Raw genomic sequence first — 17,379 nt, 5'->3', positions numbered from 1 at the left:
TCGTGTCCTCCTCGGATGGTGACGGCGTGATCGGTTTCGATTAATACAACCATGCCCGACGGTGGTGTATGCCCGCACAGCGGCGTGTTTCGCTGTGCGCGTACGCACCGACCGTGGTAAGGCGAAGTGAAGGCTTGATCTGTGAGTGTCTGCGCTGGGGCGTCGGTGCCCGCCGGTAGGCTTGAGTGTTGTGAGAAACGCCGAGTATTCCGCCCATCATTTGCAGGTTCTTGAGGGACTAGAAGCGGTGCGTAAGCGTCCCGGTATGTACATCGGGTCGAACGGTTCACCGGGTCTCATGCACTGCCTGTGGGAGATCATCGACAACTCTGTTGATGAGGCCGTTGCCGGCAATGGCGCGCGCATCGACGTAGTACTGCACAGCGACGGCAGCGTGACCGTGGCCGACCAGGGGCGCGGTATTCCCATTGACGTTGAACCACGCACCGGCCTGACCGGCGTAGAAGTGGTGTTTACCAAACTGCATGCAGGAGGCAAATTTGGCGGTGGCTCCTACTCAGCGTCGGGCGGACTGCACGGTGTCGGAGCCTCGGTTGTCAACGCACTCTCGGAGCGCCTCGATGTAGAAGTCGACCGAGCAGGACGCACGTATGCCATGTCGTTTCGTCGTGGCGAACCAGGTATTTTTACCGACGATGGCGAGCCGCGCTCGGACGCACCATTCACGCCTTTCGAACGCAGTAGCGAACTGCGCGTCATCGGCAAAGCACCACGAGGTGCATCCGGAACCCGAGTGCGTTACTGGGCAGACCGACAAATCTTTACCAAAGACGCCACCTTCCAACTCGGCGATCTCGAAAACCGTGCACGGCAGACGGCGTTCTTGGTTCCTGGTCTCGAAATTGTCGTGCGCGATGACCGCGGAGACGAGCCACAAGAAACGTCGTACCTCTACGAGGGTGGTATTTCGGAGTTCGTCGACTTTCTCGCTGTCGACCCGCCGATCACTGATACGTGGCGTCTGCAAGGCACCGGCAGCTACACCGAAACCGTGCCCGTGCTGCAACCGGACGGCACCATGAAAGCCACAGATGTAGAACGCGAGTGCGCCGTTGACATTGCACTGCGCTGGGGCACCGGTTACGAAACGGCCCTGCGTTCTTTCGTCAACATCATTGCTACGCCCAAGGGTGGAACTCACCAGCAGGGGTTTGAGCAAGAGCTTCTCAAGTCGATTCGTGGGCAAGTCGAGCAAAATGCGCGTCGCCTTAAGGTGGGCAACGACAAGCTAGAAAAAGACGACGTTCTTGCGGGACTCTCGGCAGTACTTGCCGTGACGGTTCCCGAACCCCAATTTGAGGGGCAGACGAAAGAGGTCTTGGGCACACCGGCCGTTCGTTCGATAGTTGCGAAGGTTGTTCGGCAGGAGCTGGCTGCGCGGTTCACCTCCACAAAACGCGACGACAAATCGCAGGCGTCGATGCTTCTCGACAAGGTAGTTTCTGAGATGAAAGCCCGTGTTTCGGCGCGGGCCCATAAAGAGACGCAGCGCCGTAAAAATGCTCTCGAGTCGTCATCCCTACCCGTCAAGCTTGTTGACTGTCGCGCTCGTGATGTCGCGCAGTCGGAGCTATTTATTGTCGAGGGTGACTCGGCGCTGGGAACTGCGCGGCTTGCTCGCAATAGTGAGTACCAAGCGCTTCTTCCTATTCGAGGAAAAATTCTCAACGTTCAAAAAGCCTCGGTCGCCGACATGCTCAATAACGCCGAGTGTGCCGCGATTATTACGTCGGTGGGTGCCGGTTCCGGACGCACATTTGATCTGTCTGCAGCCCGCTATGGCAAGGTCATTCTGATGAGCGACGCCGACGTCGATGGCGCACACATCCGCACCCTGCTGCTCACCCTGTTCTTCCGCTATATGCGGCCACTGGTTGAGGCCGGGCGTGTGTACGCAGCCGTGCCACCACTGCACCGGGTTGTCGTGATGCATCCGGGATCTAAACCTAATGAGACGATTTACACGTACTCAGAAGCCGAGCTTCACACGCTGTTAGCCAAGCTGTCAAAGAGCGGCAAACGCTGGCAAGATCCGATCCAGCGGTACAAGGGCCTCGGAGAAATGGACGCCGACCAGCTGGCCACCACCACCATGGAAAAATCCGGTCGGCTACTGCGTCGCGTCACGCTTGATGACGCCGAAGGCGCAGCGCGTACCTTTGAACTTTTGATGGGAAGCGAAGTCGCACCACGGCGCGACTTTATTATGAGCTCGAGCGATCAGCTGTCTCGCGAGGCTATCGACGCCTAAGCAATAGCAGTACCCACCGAGGCTAGGGGAGCAGCCAGCACCACACCGGATGCATCGCGCCGCGCCCCAACCTCGGGCAGTTCGCGCGCCGCACCGTCGGTGGCCAGGGCACGCGGCTCAACGCCAGCCCAGGCGAGAACGAGTGCTGTCTCGCCCTTCAGCAGTGACTGCGAGCGCACTCCTCCTGTTGCTCGCCCCTTGTGGGGGAATTCGCTGAGGGCCGTCACCTTGCCACGTCCAGCAGCAGTGCCATCGAGTGCACCGTCAACGTCGGCGACGGTCACTACAACAGCCTCGTCGCTTGCCTGTGGGGGAATAGCGGTGAAGAACAACACTCGGGCGTCTGCGGCCAGCCTGATGCCTGCCATACCCCCTGCAGCTGCACCCTGCGGTCGCACAAGAGACGCAGAGAACCGGAGCAGCTGAGTATCGGTGGCGATAAACACGAGGTCAGCATCGTCGGCGGCCTCGTGGGCGCCCACCACTTCGTCACCCTTCTTCAGTCCGATGACCTCGACCTCGGGCCGTTCGGTCAGAGCAGAAGGCACGAACCGCTTCACGATACCGCCGCGCGTACCCAGCGCTACAGGAACATCAGAATCGAAGCGAACCAACGCGAGTACACGCTCTTTTTTATCGCTGAGCCCAAGGTAATCGTGCACGCGCACACCCGCGCCCAGCTGCACGGAGGCAGGTGGTACGGCGGGCACATCAACGGGCGAGAACCGCACAACACGGCCGGCACTGGTGAGGGCACCAATTTCGCTCCGTGTTGTTGTGGTTATTCGCGCAAGAACCGCGTCGTGTTTGCTGCGGCGGCGCGGCGGCGTCAACTCCGCCGTTTCGTCGTCGATGCGCACCATCCGGCCGGTTGTTGAAAGCAAGACCTGGGTGGGGGCATCCGCGATCTGCAGGTCGGCTGCCGCTTTTGCTGTGCGTGGGCGCGCAGGCGCAGCGTTCAACAGCAGGGTGCGGCGCGGCGAACCATACTTATCGGCCGCTGCTTCGAGTTCTGAGGCAACCTGTGCATGCAGCAGGGATTGGTCACCCAGCAGTTCTTCGAGTTCTGCGATTTCTTGCAGCAGACGATCGCGCTCAGCTTCGAGCTCAATGCGCGAAAACTTTGTCAGTCGGCGTAGGCGGAGTTCGAGAATATATTCGGCCTGTATCTCGTCGAGATCGAACACCTGCTGCAATCGGGCACGGGCCTCTTCGGAGTCTTCTGACGACCGAATAACCTGAATAACCTCGTCAATATCGACGATGGCCAGTAGCAGACCACGCACAAGATGCAGCCGTTCGCGACATCGCGCGAGACGATACTGGCTGCGTCGCGTAATGACTTCGATTCTGTGATCGAGGTAAACCTGCAGCAGTTCTTTAATGCCGAGAGTTTTCGGTTGGCCATGCACAAGCGCCACGTTGTTGATCGAAAAAGAATCTTCTAGCGGCGTGTAACGAAAAAGCTGTTCCAGGACAGCTGCAGGATCAAAGCCCGTCTTGATTGTGATGATCAGACGCAGACCATTCTTACGGTCTGTGTAATCTTGCACATCGCTGATGCCCTGCAGCTTTTTGGTCGTTACCGCATCCTTCATTTTTTCAATGACGCGTTCCGGACCAACCTGGTACGGCAGTTCTGTAACAACAATTCCTTTACGCCGCGGACCCAGCGACTCGATCGAGGTCTTGGCACGAACCTTGAAAGCGCCCCGGCCCGAACGGTAAGCGTCTTTGACACCGTCAAGCCCCATGAGTATTCCGCCCGACGGAAAATCGGGGCCGGGCATAAACTCCATGAGTTCGTCGACGGAGGCATCCGGATGCTGCAGCAAATGAATCGCGGCAGCCACAACCTCGTTCAGGTTGTGCGGCGCCATATTGGTCGCCATACCCACGGCAATACCCGAGGCGCCGTTGACCAGCAGATTGGGAAACGCCGCTGGAAGAACCGCAGGCTGCTGAAATTGACCATCGTAGTTAGCGACGAAGTCGACGACATCTTCGTCGAGATTCTCGGTCATCGCCAGGGCAGCCGCATCGAGACGCGCCTCGGTGTATCGGGAGGCTGCCGGGCCGTCGTCGAGCGAACCAAAGTTGCCGTGGCCATCGACCAGCGGCACCCGCAGCGAAAAGTGCTGGGCCAGACGAACAAGAGCATCGTAGATGGGGGCATCGCCGTGAGGGTGGAGTTTACCCATCACCTCGCCCACGACGCGCGCGCTTTTGACGTGTCCGCGGTCGGGCCGAAGACCCATTTCTGCCATCTGATACAGAATGCGCCGCTGGACGGGTTTTAAACCATCGCGGGCATCCGGGAGTGCTCGGGAATAGATGACGGAATAGGCGTACTCCAAGAACGACCCCTGCATCTCTTGCGAGAGATCGATGTCGTGAATGCGTTCATCTACCGGCTCAGCTGGCGTAGTGCGGGCCATGGGGCTCCTGCGGACGAAGGGACGATCGGGCACTGTGCCGCGGAGACAGCCGTCTCAACGCAGCATCCGGACGCGGCCACATGTGCGAGACTGGCCCGGATGTCTCTCATGCTACCCGTCGATTCCGCATCCACCCGCAGCATTACCGGGGTGGCGGACGACTTACTGACCGCCCTCACCGGTGCGCAGGGCAATTTACGGCCGTGCCGTTCTGCCGTGTTGATTGTTGTTGATGGACTCGGTGCGCTGCAGCTTCGCGAGCATGCGGGCCACGCGCGCTGGTTGAGCGCGGGCCTGGGCAAAAAAGATACGGCGCGATCGGTGACCCCCACCACGACCGCCGCCGCGCTGACATCGCTGCTCACGGGTGTGGGGCCGGGCCGCCACGGACTCGTCGGCTACCGCGTGCGCGATCCAGAATCTCGCGCGGTTGTGAATGTGCTGAGCGGTTGGGAAGAATCTCGGGCCGATCCCGTTCAGTGGCAGCAAGCCCCCACTATTTTTGAGCGCGCCTCGCGTGACAACCACCCGACGCTCGCTGTGGGGCTGCCCATGTACGCGGGAACGGGCTTTAGCGCGGCAACGCTTCGTGGTGCCACATTCGCCGGATACAAGCAGCCAGAAGAGCGTGTAGCAGCCGCGTTTGCTTTTGCGGAAGCCCACGAGGGCGCTTTGGTCTACTGCTACTTGCCTGAGGTTGATAAGGCGGGGCACCGATACGGAGTCGACTCCCCGCAGTGGCGGGCCGCTCTCGAACAGATTGACGCTGCACTGGATCAGCGAATTCCTCCTGGTGTGGGCGTGCTGGTGACTGCCGATCACGGCATGATCGATGTGCCTGCGCACCGCCACCTTGTGATCGATGAGGATGACCGGATGCTAGACGGCGTTGCCGCGCTCGGCGGTGAACCACGCTTTTTGCACGTCTATCTCGAACCCGATACCGATGCCGAAGAAGCCCTTGAGCGCTGGCGCGAAGGCTGTGGCGATTTTGCCGAAGTAATGTCACGTGAACACACCGTGCGCGAGGGGTACTGGGCCGACCTTGCTATGAATGTGCAGGACCGCATTGGTCACCTTGTTGTTGCCGCGCGCGGGCGCTGCGCGCTCTACGACGGCAGAGAAGACCCTGGCCCTCGCGGCATGATCGGGCAGCATGGCTCGCTGACGCCCGAAGAAGTTCTTGTTCCCTATATTCGTCGGGGTACGTTTGCGTCGTAGCAGCACCGACCCGTTGCATCCGGCCCTACTCTTCGGTGCGTGCCCCAAAAACAATCTCATCCCACGACGGGAGCTCTCGGCGCCGACGTCTACTGGTCGATGTCTGCCGAGAACCCTCTTGCTGATCACCAGTCGCGGAGTTCGCCTCGAGGGGCTCAGACTCCGGAGCAGGCTCGTGGGTGGTGTCGACGGGACCGTTATCGACGTCGCCAAATAGCGACTCGCTGAGCTGAGGCTGACCGAGCTGCTCATGCTGTTCTTCGTCGGCGACAGGAGCCTCCGGGGCAGAGTCACCGGCGGTATCGTCGGTGCCGTCGACAGGTTCGTCGTTGATAACGCTGATGGGCCACCGTGGCGTTGTTCGCAACTCGTTGCCATCGGCTTCTGTATCGGAATCACGCTGGCCCCGGCGACGGCGTAATGCTTCCAGCAAATCGGCCGTATCTGACGAAGGAGCAGAGTGATGGGGGGCTCGTTTTGTCGCAGCTTCTTGCACTGCCGGATCAGAGCGTTCGGGTTCAGTCTCAGAGGCCGCGGCGTTGACGTTGTCATCAACCGGAGCAGCGGGCAGCTTTCGCGGCCCGAACGCACCAGAGTCAAAGCGCGAGGTGTCTTTTAACGGCGAAGTGCGCTCACTGTCGAGGGCACGAAGCCGGGGGATGAGTCCTTCGGGAAGAGGGCCAGGCCGCGAAAGTTTCTCAGCATCCGAATTGATTGCGGTTAATGCGCTGCGGCGTGGGTCAAAACGCCACCGTGCGTCGTGCTGAATATCTTCCGCCGCAAATTCAAGTTTGACGACCCAGCCTTCGTCGTCTCGCCAACTGACCCATCGTTCTTTCGACGCCGCGAGATCGGACAAGCGGGCTCGCACGGCCTCACCGAAAGTGGGCTGAGCATCGGGTTCGATTTCATTTCCGAGAGCAACAGAAACCGAAAGAGCTTGCGACACGATGTGTTCACGTTCTGCGAGCACCGGTCCCTCAAAGCGCTCCACCACTTCACGATCGACACCCAGGAGCTCAGCGGTCTCAGAAGCTGAGAGTCCGCTGCGAATATGCTGCTGGATTTCCCGGGGGCTCGCGGCCAGCGGGGCTGTGCGAGACGACCGCTGGGCGCGACGAATTTCTGCATGCAGCACATCGTCGATGGGCAGCGCAAAGCGCTCACCCGCCTCTGTGGCAAGCACCAGCAGGTTTTCTTCGGTTCCAACGATCGTGATGTGTTCCATCCGCCCGCCCCTCATAATGGGTTCGACCTATCGTGCCATGACCTCGCGGTGCGAGCCGGGAATACGGTGGGCGCGCCGCGAGTTTGTTCAGTGATGGCCGCAACATTTGCAAAATCTGCGCGCGTCATGCAAACTAGCGCCCGCCGATTACCCGACGGCACCCCACCACTGATCAAGGAAAGTCGAGATCCATCCCATGGCAACCGACTACGACGCACCTCGTAAGAGCGAAGACGAGAGCGAGTCGATCGAGGCGCTCAAAGAGCGGGTGCCCGACAAGCTGTCGGGCTCGGTCGACGTCGAAGACGCCGACAACCCAGCTGGCTTTGAGCTGCCCGGCGCAGACCTTTCTGACGTCGAGCTGGACGTTGTTGTTCTTCCAGCCCAGCAAGACGAATTTACGTGCGCCAGTTGCTTCCTCGTGAAGCACCGCTCGCAGGTCGACCATGAAGAGTCATATGGTCTCATCTGCAAAGAGTGCTCTGCCTGACCGCTCGACAAACGCGCCCGAACCCTCGTGGTTACGGGCGCGTTGTAGTGCCGTCTGTGTAACGCTCACTCGATGAAGCCTGCTGCGCTGCAATAATCGCCGCTGCGAGGCGGTCGGGGGTTCGTGAAGAGATTGTCCACGTGTCGACGGGATCGTGGGAATCGACATTCGGTATCACAACGAGGCCGTCAATACCGCCGCGGATGAGATGCCATCCGCGAGCGGAAAGCTGATGGCCGCGCCCGGCCCTGGCTTCGTCACCGGTAAGCACGCGCGGCTGGCCGAGCCAGCGGACGTCGATATGTGCCCGGCCCGCATACAGAGTGCTACCCACAACGGCCACACGGGGCGACAGTGCGACGAATAGAACGATGATCGCGACGGTGGCTGCAAAACCGAGTGTCATAGCAATCGCTGCGCCCACAGGGATGAAGCTGAGAGTGACCATCGGGCCGGCGATTGCAGCAGCCAACAGCGCCCAGAGACTGGGTGTGAGGTGCTCGCGGTACACAGGGCGCACCGGTTGCTCGGGATTCTGCATTAGCCTCTATTCTCGTGACCGACAAAGTCGACATTCCCATTATTGCCCCTGCCGTACCCGTATACGCGCATCCCGGTGATGCCGGTGCAGACCTCGTAGCCACACACGCGGTGGCGCTACAGCCAGGTGAGCGCGCCCTCGTTGGCACCGGAGTGCGTATCGCCCTGCCCGAAGGTTTTGCCGCGTTCGTTGTTCCGCGCAGTGGCCTGGCTGCCCGCCACGGCATTACCGTAGTGAACGCGCCCGGCACCGTTGATGCGGGTTATCGTGGCGAAATCAAGGTGTGTTTACTCAACACAGATAGGCACGAGGCGTATGAGGTAGCCGAGGGTGATCGCATCGCGCAGCTGATAATTATGCCGGTGGTTCACGCGCGGTTTATTCCGGTAGAAGACCTCGACTCCACGACTCGTGGCGACGGCGGTTTCGGCTCGACCGGATACCAAAAATAAGGATTCAGTACAACAGCACGTGGATGCGGAGCGAAAACAATGAACGAAGCAAATAATGCGCGCGAAGCCCTGACCGGCGATCGCGCTGTCGACGGACCCTTCGACGACTCGGAGGCTAACCGCGTACGGCCGTACATCGACCTCGGCGGCATCAAGATTCTTCCGCGCGAAGGATTAAACCTTCGACTCGAGGTTGAAGAGCAAAATAAGCGGATCGTTGCCATCGGACTTGATTATGCGAATTCATCGCTGCAGGTACAGCCCTTCGCGGCACCTCGCTCAACAGGCCTGTGGGATGAGACCCGCGACCAGATCCGCGAACAGATCACCAAGCAGGGCGGTACTGTTCGTGAAAACCAGGGCAACCTCGGCGTCGAACTTATTGCCAGCATTCCCACGGCCGGCGGCGAAGGAGCCGCGGCCGCGCGGCCAGCACGATTCGTGGGCGTTGATGGGCCACGATGGTTCCTGCGCGGTGTTATCGGTGGTGCCGCAGTAGATGACCCTGCTGCCGCCGCGCAGATAGAAGACCTGTTTCGCTCCATCGTTGTTGTACGAGGCAGTGCACCCATGCCTCCGCGTGACCTGATTCCCCTCAAAATGCCGTCAACGCCGGGGGCCGCGTGAACTCGACGTCTGCGGAGCATCCGGATCCGGATGCTGAAACAGGAGACGACAAAGCCACCGCGGAGGTTGTCGGCGAGGCGTTGAGCGCGGCGGCGCGCAAGGCAGGGATTGATCCCGACAGCGATGCAACAACAGGCGCCATGGTGTGGGCTGTCATGGGCCGTTGGCGTGGTGTGATGGAATCGGTCCTGCCGCTTCTCGCCTTCATCGTTTGTTATACGGTGACAAAGCAGCTCGTGCTGTCTCTGGGCATCTCGGTGGGAATCGCGGCGGTATTCACGCTCGTTCGCCTGGCCAAGAAGTCGCCCCCTATGACCGCGCTTTCGGGCCTATTTGCGGCCATCGTTGCGGCGATTATTCCTTTACTCACCGGGCGAGCAGAAGATCAGTTCATTGTCGGTTTTATTACGAACGCTGCCTACGGATCGGGCATTGCTCTGTCGGCGATCATCGGATGGCCGCTGATAGGCCTGATCGTCGGCTACCTCAAGGGCGAAGGCCTGGCATGGCGGCATAATAAACGACGTAAGCGTGCCTTCATCGGGCTGACTCTTGCGTGGGCTGGCTTGTTTTTTATGCGCCTGGCTGTGCAGCTGCCGTTCTATTTTTCTGGGGATGTGGCGCTACTGGGGACGGTCAAGCTCATTATGGGGCTACCGCTGTTCGGTGTGCTGTTAGCAGCAACCTGGTGGGTTTCCCACTCTCTTTACCGCGCGTCGGGCACGCCATCCGCGAAGGAATCATGATAGATTTATCTTGACGTCAAGATAAATCTTCCTCTTTCGTTGTGTCGTCGAAAGCGGCACACTGGTAAGGCAGACCTTGCTAGCCCTCGCCAGAGTTGACGAGGAAGATGGAGGCGTCGCGTGCCCCATCAGACCAAGAAGGAGACGGATACGTGTCCACGGTGAATAGCTTCGGTGCTCAAAGCACCCTGACGGTCGGCAGCACCGACTACGAGATCTTCCGGATCGACTCCGTCGCCGGATCAGAAAAGCTGCCTTTTAGCCTTAAGGTGCTTCTGGAGAACCTGCTTCGAACAGAAGACGGCGCCAACGTTACTCGCGAGCAGATTGAAGCTCTCGGTAACTGGGACGCCAACGCCGAGCCCGATACAGAGATTCAGTTCACGCCCGCACGCGTGGTCATGCAAGACTTCACGGGCGTTCCCTGCATCGTCGACCTCGCAACGATGCGCGAGGCAGTGACCGAGCTTGGTGGTGACCCCAACCGCATCAACCCGCTCTCGCCCGCCGAAATGGTTATTGACCACTCGGTGATCGCCGACCTCTTCGGTAGCCCATTGGCCCTTGAGCGCAACGTTGAAATTGAGTACGAGCGCAACGGTGAGCGTTACCAGTTCTTGCGTTGGGGGCAGACCGCATTCAACGACTTTAAGGTCGTTCCCCCGGGCACGGGAATCGTGCACCAGGTCAACATCGAACACCTCGCCAAGGTCATCTATGACCGCGACTTCACCGATCCTGCATCCGGAAAATCGGTACTGCGGGCTTACCCCGACACCTGTGTGGGTACTGACTCACACACGACGATGGTCAACGGTCTGGGTGTGCTCGGCTGGGGCGTTGGCGGTATCGAAGCAGAGGCCGCCATGCTGGGGCAGCCCGTATCGATGCTGATCCCTCGCGTTGTCGGATTCAAGCTGTCGGGTGAAATTCCTGCCGGTGTCACGGCAACTGATGTCGTGCTCACCATTACCGACATGCTGCGTCAACACGGTGTGGTGGGCAAGTTTGTCGAGTTCTACGGCGCTGGTGTGGCCTCGGTGCCGCTGGCTAACCGTGCAACTATCGGAAACATGAGCCCTGAGTTCGGCTCGACCGCGGCGATCTTCCCGATCGACGATGTCACGACCGACTACCTGCGACTGACCGGGCGCGACGAAGAGGCCATTGCTCTCGTTGAGGCGTATGCCAAAGAACAGGGTCTGTGGCACGACCCCAGCAGCGAGCCGGTCTTCAGCGAATACATGGAACTCGATCTGTCGACCGTTGTTCCTTCGATTGCTGGACCGAAGCGTCCGCAGGACCGCATTCTGCTGTCCGAGGCCAAGAAGCAGTTTGAGAAAGACATTCTCGACTACGCCTCAGCGTCGACCACCGACGACATCGTTGACCTTGAGTCGAAGCACTCGTTCCCAGCCTCCGACCCCGGTAGTGTTCCCGGTGAAGAAGAGAGCCACACCCGCGCGGTTCACGTCTCGAGCGGTGTGAACGGTTCTTCGAAGCCGGTGACGATCAACCCACCGAGTGGCGCCCCATACGTCATCGATAACGGTGCCGTGACGCTGGCTGCGATTACCTCGTGCACCAACACCTCTAACCCCTCGGTGATGGTTGCAGCAGGCCTGCTGGCACGTAAGGCTCTCGCCAAGGGGCTGAAGCAGAAGCCGTGGGTGAAGACGACGTTGGCACCCGGCTCGAAGGTTGTTACTGACTACTACGAGAAGTCGGGCCTCAACGAAGACCTCGAAGGCCTCGGTTTCTACACAGTGGGTTACGGCTGCACCATCTGTATCGGTAACTCTGGTCCATTGATCGACGAAGTATCCGCGGCGGTCAACGACCACGACCTTGCTGTGACAGCGGTGCTCTCCGGTAACCGTAACTTTGAGGGCCGGATTAGCCCCGACGTAAAGATGAACTACCTGGCCTCGCCGCCACTCGTCGTAGCATACGCCCTGGCTGGGACGATGCACTTCGACTTTGACAACGACCCGCTCGGTCAAGACAACGACGGCAACGATGTCTTCTTGAAAGACATCTGGCCCGCGCCAGAAGAGGTACAGGAGATTGTCGGCACCGCGATCTCGCGGGAGCAGTTCATCAAGCAGTACGCCACAGTGTTCGATGGTGACGAACGGTGGAAGACACTGCCGACGCCGACCGGCCCGATTTTTGATTGGGACGAAAAGTCGACCTACGTGCGCAAGCCCCCATACTTCGACGGTATGACCATGGAGCTGACTCCGGTCACCGACATTAGTGACGCACGTGTGCTGGCAACGCTGGGCGACTCGGTCACCACCGACCACATTTCGCCTGCCGGAGCCATCAAGATTGGTACGCCCGCTGCGCAGTACCTGCGTGCACACGGTGTGGCGCAGAAAGACTTCAACTCGTACGGCTCACGCCGTGGTAACCACGAAGTCATGATCCGTGGCACCTTCGCGAACATTCGTTTGAAGAACGCTCTCGTCAAGGCCGTCAACGACGGCCAGCAGATCGAGGGTGGCTATACGCGTGACTTTACGCAGGCAGACGGACCTCAGGCGTTCATTTATGACGCCAGCCAGAACTACCAGGCTCAGGGAACTCCGCTGGTGATCTTTGGTGGTAAGGAATATGGTTCGGGTTCATCGCGTGACTGGGCAGCAAAGGGCACCCGCCTGCTCGGAGTCAGTGCTGTTATCGCTGAAAGCTTCGAACGAATTCACCGCTCGAACCTGATCGGTATGGGCGTTGTACCACTGCAGTTCCCCGAAGGGGAGAACTGGGAATCGCTGGGTCTGGATGGCACAGAAATTGTGTCGATCTCTGGCCTCGAGGAACTCAACAACGGATCGACACCCAAGACGGTGCACGTGACGGCGAAGCCGAGCGAGCACTCTGCCGAAGGTAAGGAAACGATTGAGTTTGATGCGATCGTTCGTATCGATACGCCGGGAGAAGCCGACTATTACCGTCACGGTGGAATCCTGCAGTACGTATTGCGTTCACTGGTCTAACCAGTAGGCGTCTGTGTGGCTTCGGCTCACTCTCGATGAGGGGCCGAAGCCACACGGGTTTCACCGGGCGTATGCACGGCCACGCGGTACACTGGGCAGGGTTGCACGCAGTCACATCTGTGAATAGTCGAGTCGAAGAGGAGTGCCGATGCCGATTCTTTCGAGCATCCATGGTCCCCGTGATCTTGATGCGCTCTCGGTGCACGAGCTCACGCAGCTAGCAGCTGAGGTTCGTGGTTTTCTTATTGAAAATGTTGCGCGCACAGGAGGACACCTCGGGCCGAATCTCGGCGTCGTCGAGCTAACCATTGCTCTGCACCGAATTTTTGAATCCCCGGACGACCCCATCATCTTCGATACCGGGCATCAGTCGTATGTGCACAAACTGTTGACCGGACGACAAGACTTCTCGCATCTTCGTTCCCGCGGGGGACTAGCCGGCTACCCACAGCGTAGCGAGAGCCCCCATGACGTGGTGGAGTCGTCACATGCATCCAGCTCTCTCAGTTGGGCTGACGGTATTTCACGAGCGCTGACCGCTACCGGAAGATCGGACCGCCACGTTGTTGCCGTGGTTGGAGACGGCGCGCTCACTGGCGGCATGACGTGGGAAGCACTCAACAACATCAGCGATGACAACGACCGCAACCTTGTCATTGTCGTCAACGACAACGGCCGCTCGTATGCGCCGACTATTGGCGGTATGTCGCGCTACCTCAACCGGGTACGGACGGCTGCGACCTACCGTCAGCTGCATCACCGCTCAGACCGACTTTTTCGCGCACTCGGCCCGTTCGGCCGGGCACTGTTTCGTGGCGTGCGCGGTGGTACCCACGGCTTCCTCTCGCGCTTTACCGATAACGCAGCGCTGTACTCCAACCTCGATATTAAGTATCTCGGGCCGGTTGACGGCCACGATATTGAAGCGTTGCTCGAGACCCTTGCGCTGGCAAAATCATATGGTGCTCCCGTTATTGTTCATGCCATCACGGAAAAGGGCCGCGGCTACGAGCCGGCACTCAAGGATGTTGCTGACCAGTTTCATGCCGTTGGGCGCATAGACCCGCAAACAGGGAATTCGCTCTCGTCGGGAGGGCGCAGCTGGACTGATGTCTTCTCTCAGTCGCTCGTGAACGCAGGAGAGCGAGACGAACGCGTTATTGCTATGACCGCCGCTATGCTCCGGCCCACGGGCCTGGCGGCGTTCGCTGAAAGGTTTCCGTCACGCGTCTACGACGTTGGTATTGCCGAGCAGCATGCGGTTACCTCTGCCGCAGGTTTGGCGTTTGGTGGGCTGCATCCGGTTGTGGCTCTGTACTCAACCTTTATGGGACGAGCGCTTGACCAGGTGCTCATGGATGTGGCATTGCATAAGGCCGGCGTCACTTTCGTGTTGGATCGTGCTGGCGTGACCGGTCCGGACGGGCCGAGTCACCACGGTATGTGGGATCTCGCGATGCTGCAGATCATTCCCGGGATTCGCATTGCTGCGCCGCGCGACGCCACACGGCTAGAGGAAGCGCTTAATGAGGCGTTGGCCGTTGACGATGCCCCCACCGTCATTCGTTTTCCGAAGGGCAGTGTCTCCGACGATATTCCCGCCGTCGAGCGCTTGGACGACGGCGCAGAAGTGCTTTACCGCAGTGACAGCAACGACGTGCTCATCATGGCGATAGGGCCATTTGCGTCGTTGGCTCTTGATGTTGCCGAGAGGCTGCAGGCGCAGGGGATTGGCGCCACCGTTGTTGACCCGCGGTGGGCGATTCCGGTACCGACGTCGATCGTGACACTGGCCGCTGACCACCGTCTTGTTATTACATTGGAAGACGGCATTCGCGTCGGTGGTATCGGTACCCGTGTGCGGCAGGTTCTGCGCGAGGCCGAGGTAGATACTGCGGTCGATGAGTTGGGGCTGCCCGATGAATTTATCGACCATGCCTCGCGTGAAGAAATTCTGGAAGATGCAGGGCTGACTGCTTCGAAGATTGCTCGCGACGTAGTCGCTCAGGTTTTGGGTACGCGGATTCCTGTTGCCCGAGGCGCGGGCGACCCCGAGGTGACCGGCACGGGCAGTGTCGACCTGTCTTTCCACGATCATTCTTGAGTGCTGCCCATACACGCCAGCACGAATGAGAAAGAGGCTGGGTAGAGAACTTGTCTCTACCCAGCCTCTTCGCTTACGGCGACGCTGTTTTAACGCACCTTAAGCATGCGCAATGCCGCGGATCGGTGGGTTGTGGAAGGTGTCGCCGAAGACCCGCTCCGAGGCCCCCTCACGGTCAAGATAGGGCGACGCGCCTCCGTCGATAAACGGCCAACCCGCGCCCAGAATCAGGCACAGATCGATGTCTTCGACTTCGGGCACGACACCCTCATCGAGCATGGTACGAATTTCTTGAGCGAGCCCGTCTTGCACCCGCTGCAAGATAGTCTCTGCACTCACCGGTGCAGAGCCGACTGCAGGGCGCAGTGTCTTCTCTGCTGCCTTGGTCCACCCCGTGACCCGACCCGCCTTGTCTTTTTCGACCACGCGATCGAGCTCCGCCAGTGCGTGGAAGTTGTCGTTGGCATAGAACCTTTCGGGGAATGCCCGCACCATGGTGTCTTGCACGTGGGCGGCAACCTTCCAACCGACAAGGTCGATCAGTTGGAACGGGCCCATCGGTAGGCCGAGCGGCGCAAAGGCCTTCTCGACATCGACGATAGGGGTGCCCTCGTAGACGGCACGCGCTGCTTCGCCCATCACTTTGGCGAGCAGCCGGTTGACGACAAACCCGGGCGCGTCAGCGGTCAGCACAGCGTTCTTTCGCAGGGTTTTCGCGACAACGAACGCTGTTGATAGCGCCTGTTCATTTGTGACCGGTGTCTTGACGATCTCAACCAGTGGCATGACGGCCACGGGGTTAAAGAAGTGAAAACCTACCAGCCGTTCCGGATGCTTAAGAGCGCGCCCGATTTCTTCGACCGACAGCGATGACGTGTTCGTGGCAAGAACGGTGTCTTCGCCGACGATGCCTTCGATTTCCGTGAATACCTGTTGTTTGACGCCGACTTCTTCAAACACTGCTTCGATAACGAAATCGCAGTCGGCGTAGTCGTTTTTATCGACGGTGCCGTGCAGGAGTCCGCGTAGACGGTTCGCGCCGTCCGAGTCGAGCCTGCCCTTGCTGTGGAGCTTCGCGATTTCGTCGTGAATGTACGCGATGCCCTTGTCGACGCGTTCCTGGTCGATATCTGTGATGAGCACCGGCACTTCAAGGCGACGCAGAAACAGGAGTGCGAACTGGCTGGCCATGAGACCTGCGCCTATAACGCCCACCTTGGTGACCTTCTTGGCGAGTTCTTTATCGGGTGCGCCCACCGGTCGCTTTGCACGCTTTTGTACAAGGTCAAAAGCGTACATAGATGCAGCGAACTGATCGCCCGTGACGAGTTCTGCTAGGGCTTCGTCTTCGCGCGCAAAGCCTTCGGCTTTTGTGCCACTGCGGGCTTTGTCGAGCAGGTCCAGCGCGACATAGGGCGACCGCGGCATGGTGCCGATCTTTGATTCCAGCATGCCGCGAGCCATCTTGATGGCGATGGGCCACTTGGTGAGCCGCTCCATTTTGCCGGGCTCGTTCTTGCGTTCCACTTTGGTTTTGCCGGTGATAACACTGTCGGCCCAGCGCAGCGAGTCTTCGAGGTAGTTCGCGGCAGGAAAGATTGCGTCCATAATCCCCAGGTCAAATGCCTGCTGGGGCTTAAGCATGCGGTTTTGCTTGAGGGGGTTGGAGATAACCACCTCGAGTGCGTTTTCAATTCCAATGAGGTTGGGCAGTAGATATGCCCCGCCCCAACCCGGAATGATGCCGAGGAATACTTCGGGCAGCGCAATGGCAGCCGCTGATGCATCGACCGTGCGGTAGGTGGAGTTGAGGGCAATTTCAAGCCCACCACCCAGTGCGAGGCCGTTGACAAAAGCGAAGCTGGGGACTCCGAGGTCGCCCAGCATGCCCAGTACTTTGTGGCCGAGCTGAGCGATAAGCCGCGCGTTGTCTTTTGAGCCGAGCTTGGTGATGTCTGACAGGTCGGCGCCTGCCGCAAGAATGTATTGCTTGCCGGTGATTGCCACAGCGTCGATTTCGCCTGATGCTGCGCGTGCACGCAGCTGCGCGAGCGTCTCACCAAGTTCGATGAGGGTGGCGGGCCCAAGTGTGTTCGGTCGGGTATGGTCACGCCCATTGTCGAGTGTGATGAGCGCCAGTGTTTTTCCGGATGCAAGACGGATATCTTGCACAAGGGAGTGGGTAATTACTTCGCCCTCAGCCAGTTTCTGGAGAGGCGAAAAGTCGATTGCTTCATAGTCAGTCATCTCGATGCCCT

12 protein-coding genes are annotated in these 17,379 nt (G+C 59.5%); 8 read left to right on the top strand and 4 right to left on the bottom strand.

The window, feature by feature from the left end:
• Nucleotides 1-190: 190 nt before the first annotated feature.
• Entirely contained in the window at nucleotides 191-2,272 is a 2,082-nt protein-coding gene (locus tag ACQUSW_RS01925) for a DNA gyrase/topoisomerase IV subunit B (RefSeq protein WP_428930596.1), read from the top strand.
• On the opposite strand, the gene ACQUSW_RS01920 is transcribed toward ACQUSW_RS01925, so the two are convergent.
• The gene (locus ACQUSW_RS01920; protein WP_428930595.1) at nucleotides 2,269-4,710 is read right to left on the bottom strand and encodes a DNA gyrase/topoisomerase IV subunit A; all 2,442 of its coding nucleotides are present in this window, start codon (nucleotides 4,708-4,710) and stop codon (nucleotides 2,269-2,271) included. The genes ACQUSW_RS01925 and ACQUSW_RS01920 overlap by 4 nt on opposite strands.
• A 99-nt stretch (nucleotides 4,711-4,809) precedes the next feature.
• Between ACQUSW_RS01920 and ACQUSW_RS01915 the strand changes: the two genes are divergently transcribed.
• Entirely contained in the window at nucleotides 4,810-5,931 is a 1,122-nt protein-coding gene (locus ACQUSW_RS01915; RefSeq protein ID WP_428930594.1) for an alkaline phosphatase family protein, read from the top strand.
• A gap of 25 nt (nucleotides 5,932-5,956) precedes the next feature.
• Here ACQUSW_RS01915 and sepH read toward each other — a convergent pair whose 3' ends face one another.
• Nucleotides 5,957-7,159 (bottom strand): septation protein SepH, encoded by a 1,203-nt coding sequence (gene sepH / locus ACQUSW_RS01910; protein WP_428930593.1) that lies wholly within the window; start codon nucleotides 7,157-7,159, stop codon nucleotides 5,957-5,959.
• 196 nt (nucleotides 7,160-7,355) lie between these two features.
• Here sepH and ACQUSW_RS01905 point away from each other — a divergent pair, with 196 nt between their 5' ends.
• Entirely contained in the window at nucleotides 7,356-7,649 is a 294-nt protein-coding gene (locus ACQUSW_RS01905) for a DUF4193 domain-containing protein (RefSeq protein WP_428930592.1), read from the top strand.
• Between the two features lie 31 nt (nucleotides 7,650-7,680).
• Here ACQUSW_RS01905 and ACQUSW_RS01900 read toward each other — a convergent pair whose 3' ends face one another.
• Nucleotides 7,681-8,190: a DUF3093 family protein gene (locus tag ACQUSW_RS01900; RefSeq protein WP_428930591.1), complete on the bottom strand. Its 510-nt coding sequence runs from the start codon at nucleotides 8,188-8,190 to the stop codon at nucleotides 7,681-7,683.
• A gap of 14 nt (nucleotides 8,191-8,204) precedes the next feature.
• On the opposite strand from ACQUSW_RS01900, the gene dut reads away from it, so the two are divergent.
• The 5 genes from dut to dxs all read left to right on the top strand — a co-directional run bounded on the left by dut (nucleotide 8,205) and on the right by dxs (nucleotide 15,121).
• Nucleotides 8,205-8,642 carry a dUTP diphosphatase gene (gene dut, locus ACQUSW_RS01895; protein WP_428930590.1) on the top strand — a complete coding sequence of 146 codons (438 nt, stop codon included), beginning with the start codon at nucleotides 8,205-8,207 and terminating at the stop codon, nucleotides 8,640-8,642.
• A gap of 39 nt (nucleotides 8,643-8,681) precedes the next feature.
• Nucleotides 8,682-9,269 (top strand): DUF3710 domain-containing protein, encoded by a 588-nt coding sequence (locus tag ACQUSW_RS01890; RefSeq protein ID WP_428930589.1) that lies wholly within the window; start codon nucleotides 8,682-8,684, stop codon nucleotides 9,267-9,269.
• Complete coding sequence (locus tag ACQUSW_RS01885) at nucleotides 9,266-10,015, top strand: DUF3159 domain-containing protein (RefSeq protein WP_428930588.1); 750 nt, start codon at nucleotides 9,266-9,268, stop codon at nucleotides 10,013-10,015. Before ACQUSW_RS01890 ends, ACQUSW_RS01885 begins: the two co-directional genes overlap by 4 nt.
• 107 nt (nucleotides 10,016-10,122) lie before the next feature.
• Nucleotides 10,123-13,017, top strand: a complete 2,895-nt coding sequence (gene acnA / locus ACQUSW_RS01880) for an aconitate hydratase AcnA (protein WP_428930587.1) — start codon at nucleotides 10,123-10,125, stop codon at nucleotides 13,015-13,017.
• Between the two features lie 148 nt (nucleotides 13,018-13,165).
• Nucleotides 13,166-15,121 carry a 1-deoxy-D-xylulose-5-phosphate synthase gene (dxs, locus tag ACQUSW_RS01875; RefSeq protein ID WP_428930586.1) on the top strand — a complete coding sequence of 652 codons (1,956 nt, stop codon included), beginning with the start codon at nucleotides 13,166-13,168 and terminating at the stop codon, nucleotides 15,119-15,121.
• 99 nt (nucleotides 15,122-15,220) lie between these two features.
• Here dxs and ACQUSW_RS01870 read toward each other — a convergent pair whose 3' ends face one another.
• Nucleotides 15,221-17,368 carry a 3-hydroxyacyl-CoA dehydrogenase NAD-binding domain-containing protein gene (locus tag ACQUSW_RS01870; RefSeq protein WP_428930585.1) on the bottom strand — a complete coding sequence of 716 codons (2,148 nt, stop codon included), beginning with the start codon at nucleotides 17,366-17,368 and terminating at the stop codon, nucleotides 15,221-15,223.
• Nucleotides 17,369-17,379 lie beyond the last annotated feature (11 nt).

The sequence above is a fragment of the Microbacterium luticellae genome, from assembly GCF_050408645.1.
Classification (GTDB): Bacteria; Actinomycetota; Actinomycetes; order Actinomycetales; family Microbacteriaceae; genus Microbacterium.
This window is presented reverse-complemented; position numbering and strand designations above follow the sequence as displayed.